The following is a 4,331-nucleotide window of genomic DNA, read 5'->3' on the forward strand; positions in this document are numbered from 1 at the left end:
GACGCCGAGCGCCGCGCGGCGCTCGGCGTCGGTCTCCCGTTCCGCCTCGGTGGCGGTCGCGCCGCTCCGGTACGTCGTCCGCCCCGGGTCGCGATCGGTCAGCACCGGTCGGCCGTCCACCCGGTCGGCGACCGTGCTGTCCTCGCGGGCGTCGACGACACCGTCCCCGTTCACATCCGCACTTCGCGCCGGACCGTTCCGGCGGTTCAGAATCTTCACTTCGACACCTCCTGGTCAGGGCGCGGAGGCCGCGCGTCACAGTGAGGGGGTACCCCGTGGGCGAGAGGTCGACACCCGTCGACGGTTCACGAGTGGTCGCGCTCGGCAGCGGGCGGCGGCCGGGCTACCGTTGCCGGCGTGCCAGAGGGACACACCATCCACCGCTTGGCGGCCCGGCACGCCGAGCTATTCGCCGGCGACAAGGTGCACGCCGCCAGCCCGCAGGGCCGCTTCGCCGAGGGCGCGGCCCGGCTCAGCGGCACCGTCCTGGACGGCACCGAGGCGTACGGGAAGCACCTGCTGCACCACTACGTCGGCGAGCTGACCCTGCACGTGCACCTCGGGCTCTACGGCAAGGTCACCGACGGCCCCGGCGAGCCGCCGCCCCCGGTCGGGCAGATCCGGCTGCGGCTGTCGTCCGACACCCACTGGCTCGACCTGCGCGGGCCGACCGCCTGCGAGCTGCTCACCCCGCCCGAGGTCGCCGCGCTGCGCGACCGGCTCGGCCCGGACCCGCTGCGCGCCGACGCCGACCCGGACCGGGCGTACGCGCGGATCCGGCGCAGCGCCACCCCGCTGGCCGCGCTGCTGCTCGACCAGTCCGTGGTGGCCGGCACCGGGCTGATCTTCGTGACCGAGGCGCTGTTCCGGGCGGGGCTGCCGCCCACCCTGCCCGGTCGCGAGCTGACCCCGGCGGGCTGGCGGGAACTCTGGGCCGACCTGGTCGCGCTGATGACGCTCGCGGTCGAGCGGGGCCGGATCGACACCGTACGGGAGATCCACCTGCCGGAGGCGATGGGCCGCGCGCCCCGGGTCGACCGGCACGGCGGCGAGGTGTACGTCTACCGCCGCCCCGGCGCGCCCTGCCACGTCTGCGGCACCGGGGTCAGCCGGGGCGAGCTGGCCGGCCGCAACCTCTACTGGTGCGCCACCTGCCAGAGCGGCTGACGGCGCGGTTGCGAGCGGGTCAGCTGGCCGGGCGCAGATGGCCGCGTGGCCGGTGCCGGAGCTGCTCGACCGCAGCCGCCGTCGCCTCGTCGGCCGGCACGAGGACGACCAGCTGCTGCGCGTCGGTGCTCGGCAGCTCCAGCTTCTCCCGGTGCCAGCGCAGCTCGTGCCCGGCGGGATGGTCGATCCGGAGCGGAACCTGCGGCGGGGGCAGGTGGTGGTGGAGTCGCCGGGTGAACTCGGGCCCGGCGCTCGGGGCGAGTTCGTGCCGGAACCATTCGGAGGTCTCCTCGGACGGTCCGAGCCAGAGGTCGAAGGCCTGCTCGTCGGCCACCTGGTCCCATTCCGGGAGGAATCTGCGGGCGCGTGGATCGGTGAACACGTAGCGGGTCAGGTTCGGCGGTTCGGTGTCGAGCAGCCCGAGGCCGCGCACGACCAGCTCGAACCCGCTGGTGTGGGCGAGCACGTCGCCCAGCCGGTTGGTGATGAACGCGGCCGCGGGCTCGAGCAGCCGGAGGGTCGCCAGCACGGTGGGCCGGACCTCCCGCCTGGGCGGCGCCGGCCGCCGGTGACCGGCGCACTCCCCACCGGTGATCTTCACGAGGTAGCGCAGGTGGTTGCGCTCCCGGGCGTCCAGGCTCAGCGCGTCGGCGAGGGCCTTCACCACCGCGGGCGACGGGTTGCGATCGCGGCCCTGCTCGATGCGGGTGAGGTATTCCACGCTGATCCCGGCGCGGTCGGCCACCTCCGAACGGCGCAGACCCGGTGACCGGCGCCGGCCACGATCGGGCAGGCCGAAGGACTCCGGCTGGATGCTGTCGCGCTTGGCGCGGACGAAATCCCCCAACGGCGTGGCCATGACTCCGAAGTCTAGGTCGGCTGCCGGCGGCCCCGGGCCCCGTAGCGTGGCCCTGTGGGGGCCAGCCTGCGCCCGGTCTGGTTGGGGCCGTCGCGACGGCGGACGGTGGAGCGCATGAACGAGAAGCACAAGTTGGTCATCGTCATCGGCAGCGTCCGCGACGGCCGGTTCGGGCCGGTGGTCGCCCGCTGGGTCGCCGAGCAGGCGCGCGAGCACGGCGGGTTCGACGTCGACGTCGTCGACCTCGCCGAGGCCGAGATCCCGCTGTCGCTGCCGGCGCTCTCCCCGAAATTCGCCGGTGACGCCTACCCCCGCCCGGAGGGGATGGCGCCGCTGACCGCGCGGCTCACCGACGCGGACGCCTTCATCCTGGTCACCCCGGAGTACAACCACAGCTACCCGGCCTCGCTCAAGGCCGCCATCGACTGGCACTTCACCCAGTGGACGGCCAAGCCGGTCGCCTTCGTCAGCTACGGCGGCGCCGCCGGTGGTCGCCACGCCGTCCTGCACCTGGAGAACGTCCTCACCGAGCTGCACGCGGTCACCATCCGCGACGGGCTGGCCTTCCCGAACTACTTCACCGGGTGGGCGGACGGCCGGCCGCTCGACGCCCAGGCACCCGGATACGCCAAGACCCTGCTGGACCAGCTCGCCTGGTGGGCCGCGGCGCTACGGGCGGCACGCGACACCGTCCCCTACCCGGCCTGACCGACCCGGCACCGGTCCCCGGCCGCCACCGGGGACCGGTCACTCCTCGCCGAGCAGCCAGCGGACCACCTCGACCTGGTTGGGGAAGACCTCCCCCGCGCCGAGGCTCCACGCCGTGCAGTGCACGATCGTCCAGCCCCGGACCCGCTCCCGGTCCAGGCCCAGCTCGGCGCTGAGCCGGTCCAGCCGGTGCCGGACCGCCGCCGGGGAATGCCCCAGCTCCATCCCCCGCACGACCGGCACCGGCCCGAACTCCCGCTCGCCGGCCAGCGGCTTCGGGTCGATCGCCAGCCACGGCTCGCGGGCCGCCCGGAGCACGTTGCCGGCGTGCAGGTCCTGGTTCACCAGCACCTGCTCGCCCTGGCTCGGCGCCAGGTCGGCGAGCAGCCCGAGCGCGGCGTCCACCAGCCGCCGCTCGTACGGCCGGTTGGCCGCCGCCCAGTCGGCCGGGATCCGCTCCGCCCAGCGGGCCGCCTCCTCGGTGAGCGGGGTGAACGGCGGGCCGGCCGGCACGGCCAGCCGGGGGAGCAGCTCGACCATCACGTCCAGCGCCGCCTCGGGCGCGAGGTCGTACAGCGGGGTGCCGGGCACGCAGCGCTCGACCAGCAGCGCCCGCCGCTCCGCTTCGTGGGCCAGCAGCCGGATCGCGCCCCGGCCGGCCCAGTGCGCCAGCGCCGCCGCCTCGGCCCGGCTGTCGTCGTCCGGGTACTGCAGCTTCAGCACGGCCGGCGTACCGTCCGGCAGCTCGACCGGCACCGCCAGCGAGGCGAACGCGTACCCGAACGGCGGTCCCACCACCCGCAGGTCCCACCGCGCGACGCACTCGGCCAGCCGGTCCGGCAGCACCGCCCGCCAGGCTCGGCCGGCCGGGACCCGTTCGGTCCACCGTAGGCTCTCCGGGATCTCCATCCGGCCATCCTCCGGCCTGGGCCCCGGGGGCGTACAACCGTTTCCGTCGCGGTGCCGTCTGGAACAGCGAACCCCAGGAGGTGGCCGGATGCCGGACGCATCGGACCAGGAATACGTCGAGTACGTCATGGCGCGCCTGCCGGCGCTGCGCCGGCTCGCGTACGCGCTCTGCGGCGACCGCGACCAGGCCGACGACCTGGTGCAGGAGACCGCCACCCGGCTCTACCTGCGCTGGGCGCGGATCGGCGAGGTCGAGCAGCTCGACGCGTACGTGCGCACGGTGCTGGTCCGGCACTTCCTGGACACCCGGCGGCGCGGCTGGTGGCGGGTGCACCTGTTCGGCGGGCCGCCCGACGTGCGCTCCACCGAGGACCGGGGCGTCGAGGAGCGGACCGTGCTGCGCGACGCCCTGGCCAAGGTGCCGCCCCGCCAGCGGGCGGTGCTGGTGCTGCGCTTCCTGCACGACCTGCCGGTCGAGGAGGTGGCCCGGACGCTGGGCTGCTCGCCCGGCACGGTGAAGAGCCAGACCTCCCACGGCCTGGCGGCGATGCGACGGCTGCTCGGGGACCGCGAGCTGGCCGGCCGGACCGGAGAGGAGCGGTGAGCATGAGGACCGATGACGAACACGTCGCCGACCGGCTGCGGTGGCTGGACGACGAGCCGGCCGGCCCGCCCCGGATCGACCTCC

General features: G+C 75.1%; 5 protein-coding genes and 1 pseudogene. 3 read left to right on the forward strand and 3 right to left on the reverse strand.

Annotation, left to right across the window (positions count from 1 at the left end):
• Positions 1-219 (reverse strand): annotated as a pseudogene (locus tag ACWEVO_RS31175) (hypothetical protein); the annotation flags it as partial.
• 138 nt (positions 220-357) lie between these two features.
• Here ACWEVO_RS31175 and ACWEVO_RS31180 point away from each other — a divergent pair.
• Positions 358-1,167 (forward strand): Fpg/Nei family DNA glycosylase, encoded by an 810-nt coding sequence (locus tag ACWEVO_RS31180; RefSeq protein WP_452311046.1) that lies wholly within the window; start codon positions 358-360, stop codon positions 1,165-1,167.
• Positions 1,168-1,186: 19 nt separating this feature from the next.
• Here the strand turns inward: ACWEVO_RS31180 and ACWEVO_RS31185 are convergent, their stop codons facing one another.
• The gene (locus tag ACWEVO_RS31185) at positions 1,187-2,026 is read right to left on the reverse strand and encodes a helix-turn-helix domain-containing protein (RefSeq protein WP_452311047.1); all 840 of its coding nucleotides are present in this window, start codon (positions 2,024-2,026) and stop codon (positions 1,187-1,189) included.
• 114 nt (positions 2,027-2,140) lie between these two features.
• Here ACWEVO_RS31185 and ACWEVO_RS31190 point away from each other — a divergent pair, with 114 nt between their 5' ends.
• The gene (locus ACWEVO_RS31190; RefSeq protein WP_452311048.1) at positions 2,141-2,734 is read left to right on the forward strand and encodes an NADPH-dependent FMN reductase; all 594 of its coding nucleotides are present in this window, start codon (positions 2,141-2,143) and stop codon (positions 2,732-2,734) included.
• A 39-nt stretch (positions 2,735-2,773) separates the two neighbouring features.
• Here ACWEVO_RS31190 and ACWEVO_RS31195 read toward each other — a convergent pair whose 3' ends face one another.
• On the reverse strand, positions 2,774-3,643 hold the full coding sequence (locus tag ACWEVO_RS31195; protein ID WP_452311049.1) for an aminoglycoside phosphotransferase family protein: 870 nt from the start codon (positions 3,641-3,643) through the stop codon (positions 2,774-2,776).
• A gap of 88 nt (positions 3,644-3,731) precedes the next feature.
• On the opposite strand from ACWEVO_RS31195, the gene ACWEVO_RS31200 reads away from it, so the two are divergent.
• Complete coding sequence (locus ACWEVO_RS31200) at positions 3,732-4,247, forward strand: SigE family RNA polymerase sigma factor (RefSeq protein ID WP_452311050.1); 516 nt, start codon at positions 3,732-3,734, stop codon at positions 4,245-4,247.
• Positions 4,248-4,331 lie beyond the last annotated feature (84 nt).

The organism is Micromonospora sp. NPDC003776 (genome assembly GCF_053605645.1).